5 protein-coding genes are annotated in these 4,194 nt (G+C 66.6%); 3 read left to right on the forward strand and 2 right to left on the reverse strand.

Going from position 1 to position 4,194, the window contains the following annotated elements; genetic code table 11:
- A partial coding sequence (locus VGT00_11740; protein ID HEV8532082.1) for a hypothetical protein occupies nucleotides 1-249 on the forward strand: 249 nt, incomplete at its 5' end.
- On the opposite strand, the gene VGT00_11745 is transcribed toward VGT00_11740, so the two are convergent.
- On the reverse strand, nucleotides 246-656 hold the full coding sequence (locus VGT00_11745) for a RidA family protein (GenBank protein ID HEV8532083.1): 411 nt from the start codon (nucleotides 654-656) through the stop codon (nucleotides 246-248). The two genes, VGT00_11740 and VGT00_11745, sit on opposite strands and share 4 nt — an antisense overlap.
- A gap of 40 nt (nucleotides 657-696) precedes the next feature.
- On the opposite strand from VGT00_11745, the gene lhgO reads away from it, so the two are divergent.
- Nucleotides 697-1,911 carry an L-2-hydroxyglutarate oxidase gene (gene lhgO, locus VGT00_11750; protein ID HEV8532084.1) on the forward strand — a complete coding sequence of 405 codons (1,215 nt, stop codon included), beginning with the start codon at nucleotides 697-699 and terminating at the stop codon, nucleotides 1,909-1,911.
- A gap of 210 nt (nucleotides 1,912-2,121) precedes the next feature.
- Here lhgO and VGT00_11755 read toward each other — a convergent pair whose 3' ends face one another.
- Nucleotides 2,122-2,577 carry a cyclic nucleotide-binding domain-containing protein gene (locus tag VGT00_11755; protein ID HEV8532085.1) on the reverse strand — a complete coding sequence of 152 codons (456 nt, stop codon included), beginning with the start codon at nucleotides 2,575-2,577 and terminating at the stop codon, nucleotides 2,122-2,124.
- 54 nt (nucleotides 2,578-2,631) lie between these two features.
- On the opposite strand from VGT00_11755, the gene VGT00_11760 reads away from it, so the two are divergent.
- Nucleotides 2,632-4,095: a trypsin-like peptidase domain-containing protein gene (locus tag VGT00_11760; GenBank protein HEV8532086.1), complete on the forward strand. Its 1,464-nt coding sequence runs from the start codon at nucleotides 2,632-2,634 to the stop codon at nucleotides 4,093-4,095.
- Nucleotides 4,096-4,194: the final 99 nt, after the last annotated feature.

Genomic DNA, 4,194 nt, shown 5'->3' on the forward strand with positions numbered 1-4,194 from the left:
AGAGGGATAGAAGTCTCTGCCAGAGGAAAATCAAATCATCCCTCTCCCGTCAGGGGAGAGATAGAAGTCTCTGCCAGAGGAAAATCAAATCATCCCTCTCCCGTCAGGGGAGAGATAGAAGTCTCTGCCAGAGGAAAATCAAATCATCCCTCTCCCGTCAGGGGAGAGATAGAAGTCTCTGCCAGAGGAAAATTAAATCATCCCTCTCCCGTCAGGGGAGAGGGCAGGGTGAGGGGTGGTCTGGGCTAGGGCTTGACGATAAGGTCGATCTCCACGAGCCCACCAAGGGCCAGGCCGGTGACGCCGACGCAGGTGCGGCCGGGGAGCCGCCCGGGCTTGAAGTACGTGACGTACACCCCGTTCATGGCCGCGTAGTCCTGGAAGTTCACGAGGTAGACGCGCGCGAAGACGGCCCGCTCGAGGCTCGTGCCCGCGCCCGTGAGCACGCTCTGGAGATTGCGCATCACCTGGTGCGTCTGCTCGACGATGCCCCCCGGCACGAGCCGGTCGCCCGTCTGGGGATCAACCCCGAGCTGTCCCGTGACGAAGAGATAGTCCCCCGCGCGGACGGCGTGGCTATAGGGGGCGGTGGGCGGTGGAGGCGGGGCGCCCGGCACCATGAGGAACTCGAGGTCCATGGCCCGCGAGTCTAGCATCGTCTGGCCAAGGGCAGCCGAGGCTGCTATTCTGCCCGCCGTGAACCAGACTTCGGACATCACGATCATCGGCGGCGGCATCATCGGGCTGGCCACCGCCATGGCCCTCACCGACCGCTACCCCCGCGCGCGGCTCACCATCCTGGACAAGGAGCCGAAGATCGCCGCGCACCAGACCGGCCACAATAGCGGCGTCATCCACTCGGGCATCTACTACAAGCCCGGCTCGCTCAAGGCGAAGCTCTGTGTGGAAGGCGCGCGGCTCATGAAGGCCTTCTGCACCGAGCACGGCATTCACTGGGAGCCCTGCGGCAAGCTCATCGTGGCCACGGATCAGCAGGAGCTCCCGCGCCTGCAGAGCATCTACGAGCGCGGCCAGGCCAATGGCCTCTCGGGTCTGAAGATCCTCGAGGCCGAGGAGGTGCGGGGCATCGAGCCCCACTGCCAGGCCGTGCGCGCCATCGTCGTGCCCGAGACGGGCATCGTGGACTACATCCAGGTCGCCGGGAAGATGGGCGAGCTGCTCGAGAAACGCGGCGTCGACATCATGACGTCGGCGGGGGTGACGGCCATCGGGCGGACGGGGCGGGGGCTCGTCCTGGAGACGCCCCGCGGGGCATTCTCGAGCCGCTTCCTCGTCAACTGCGCGGGTCTCTACTCGGACGAAGTGGCCCGGCTCATGGGGATCCAGCCCGAGGTCCGCATCATTCCTTTCCGCGGCGAGTACTACATGCTACGGCCCGAGCGCCGCTCCCTCGTGCGGAACCTCATCTACCCCGTGCCCGATCCCGAGTTCCCGTTTCTGGGCGTCCATTTCACCCGCACCGTCCACGGCGACGTCGAGGCGGGGCCCAACGCGGTGCTGGCCTTCGCCCGCGAAGGCTATACCCTCGGCACGGTCAGGCCCGGGGAAGTGCTCGGGATGCTCGGCTATCGCGGCTTCTGGTCGATGGCGGCCCGCTACTGGAAGATGGGCGCCTACGAGATGTATCGCTCCGCGAGCAAGTCGGCCTTCGTGCGCTCGTTGCAGAAGCTGGTGCCGGACATTCGCGAGGCCGACATCGAGCGGGGCGGGGCTGGCGTGCGCGCCCAGGCGGTGGCGCCCACCGGCGCCCTCGTGGACGACTTCAAGATCAGCGTCACCGAGGGCGCCGTCCACGTGGTCAATGCCCCCTCGCCGGCGGCCACCGCCTCCCTCGCCATCGGTCGCCACATCGCCGGCCTCGCCGCGGACACCTTCGGCTCGGCTCTCTAGCGCGAACTATTCACGAGCGCGCGTACCGCATCCTGGCCTCCCCCTCACCCTGCCCTCTCCCCCTGCGGGGGCGAGGGATCAAAATAAATCCCTCTCCCTCGGAGAGGGAGAGGGCCGCAGTTCGAGCTAAGCGGCGCAGCCGCGAGGCGAGGGCTGAGTAGACCAGGGTGGCGTTGTCCCGCGAATAGTCCAGGCTAGGAGCCTCGAGAGCTACGAGGCGCCGGGGGCGCCCGCTCCTCCCTCGGCCTTGCGCGCGCGATCCTCGGCCCGCTCCTCGGCCTTCCGAGCGCGCTCTTCAGCTTCGCGCGCGCGATCCTCGGCGGCGAGCATGCGGCTGACGAGGTCCTTGATGATGGCCATGGCCAGCCCCGGATTGGTGCGGACCATGGCGTCGAGGCGGTTGGCCGGGATGACCATGAGCGTCACGGCGTCGGCGGCGATGGCCGTGGCCGAGCGCGGGATATTCCGGAAGAGGGCGAACTCGCCCAGGAGCTCCCCCTTGCTCTGCACGCGCAGGAGCTTCTCCTCGCCTCCCAGGTTCTTGCGGATCTCCACCTTGCCCAGGTGGATCAGAAAGGCTTCGCTCTTGGCGTCGTCACCTTCCTTGAAGATCACGTCGCCAGGGTTGAATGTGCGGGTCGGCACGTCCCCGATCTGACGGCTCATGCGCTGCCCTCATGGTATAGAATGGCCAACAGTGGCCCTATGATACGCCGATTCGTGATTCCGCTGGCCCTGGGCCTCCTCACCGGGGCGGTCTGGACGCCTCACGCCCATGCCCAGCAGCCGCTCTCCGTCCAGGAGACTGTGCTGCGGGCCAAGCCGGCGACCGTGCTCGTGATATCCGAGGTCGCCGCGGAGGTGACGCTCAACTGCGCCGACGGCGTCCAGACGATCACGCCTCGCGCTCCTGGCGGGCAGTTCAAAGGCCCGGACCCAATGGTCTTCCGCGAAACTGGCACGGGCTGGTTCATCGATCCCACGGGCTGGGTCATCACCAATGGCCACGTCGTCCAGCCCGCCCACGAGGTGCCGCGCTGGCTCGTCAACCAGCTAGCGCAGCGGGCGGTCACGGCGGCCTGCCTCGGCCCCGCGATGCAGGCCGTGAGGATGCAGCCCGGCGAGAGCCCCGACAAAGAGGACGCCATCAAACGGCGCCTCCTCGACAAGGTGCTCCCCACGGCCAAGGTGAACATCACTCCGTCGATCTCCGTGGTGCTCTCGAGCGGGTTGCGCCTCAAGGGCGAGGTCAAGAAGTACAGCCCGCCCGTCAGCGCCGAGCTTGGCGGCATGTCGGGACGGGACCTGGCCATCCTCAAAGTGCCGGACGGCACGTATCCAATGCTGCCGCTCGCCGACTCCACGGCGGCGCAGATCGGTGATCCGCTCCGCATCCTGGGTTTCCCCGGCGTGGTCCTGTCTCACGAGCTTCTGAACAAATCGGCCACCGTCGAGGCCTCGGTTACCAACGGCGCTATCTCGGCCTTCCAGAAGGACAGCGCCAACCACCCGGTGATCCAGACGGACGCCCCCGCGGCGTGGGGCAATTCGGGAGGGCCGGCCGTCAACTTCAAGGCCGAGCTGCTCGGCGTGCTCACCTTCGTGTCGCTCGCGCCGGGGCCCGAGGGCAGCATCGTGCAGGGCTTCAACTTCATCATCCCATCCCAGGCCGTGAAAGACTTTGTGAAAGACACGCCCCTCAAGATCAACGAGCAGGGCAAGTTCAATCCGGTCTGGTTCGCCGGCCTGCGCGCGTTCTTCTCCGATGATTGGCACACGGCCAAGCGGAAGTTCGAGGACGCCGACAAGATCCAGCCCGGCCTCACCGACGTCAAGCGCATGCTCGGCGAGGCCATCGAGAAGGTCAAGAACCCGCCCCCGAAACCCTTCCCGTGGTTCTGGGTCACCATCGGCGTGACGCTGGTGTCGGCGGGAGGCTACGGCGGCCAGCTCCTCTTCCGCTGGCAGAAGAACCGCTACCGCGTCGGGCCGTCGGAGATCTTCAAGCTAATCGAGGCAGGCAAGCAACCCATCGTGCTCGACACGCGACAGCAGGATGCCTACGACAAGATGCCCATCAAGATTCCCGGCTCGATCCGGCTCGCGCCGGAGGAGCTCAAGAGTGGGGGCGTGGCCGGCCTCGACCTCGATACCTCGCGCCCGGTGGTCGCGTACTGCACCTGAGTGGACGAGCACACGAGCGCCAGTATGGCGCGCGACCTGAGGAAGCTGGGATTCAAGGACGTCAAGATTCTCAAGGGCGGACTCGGGGCCTGGACCAAC

This window comes from Candidatus Methylomirabilota bacterium, assembly GCA_036002485.1.
Classification (GTDB): Bacteria; Methylomirabilota; Methylomirabilia; order Rokubacteriales; family CSP1-6; genus AR37.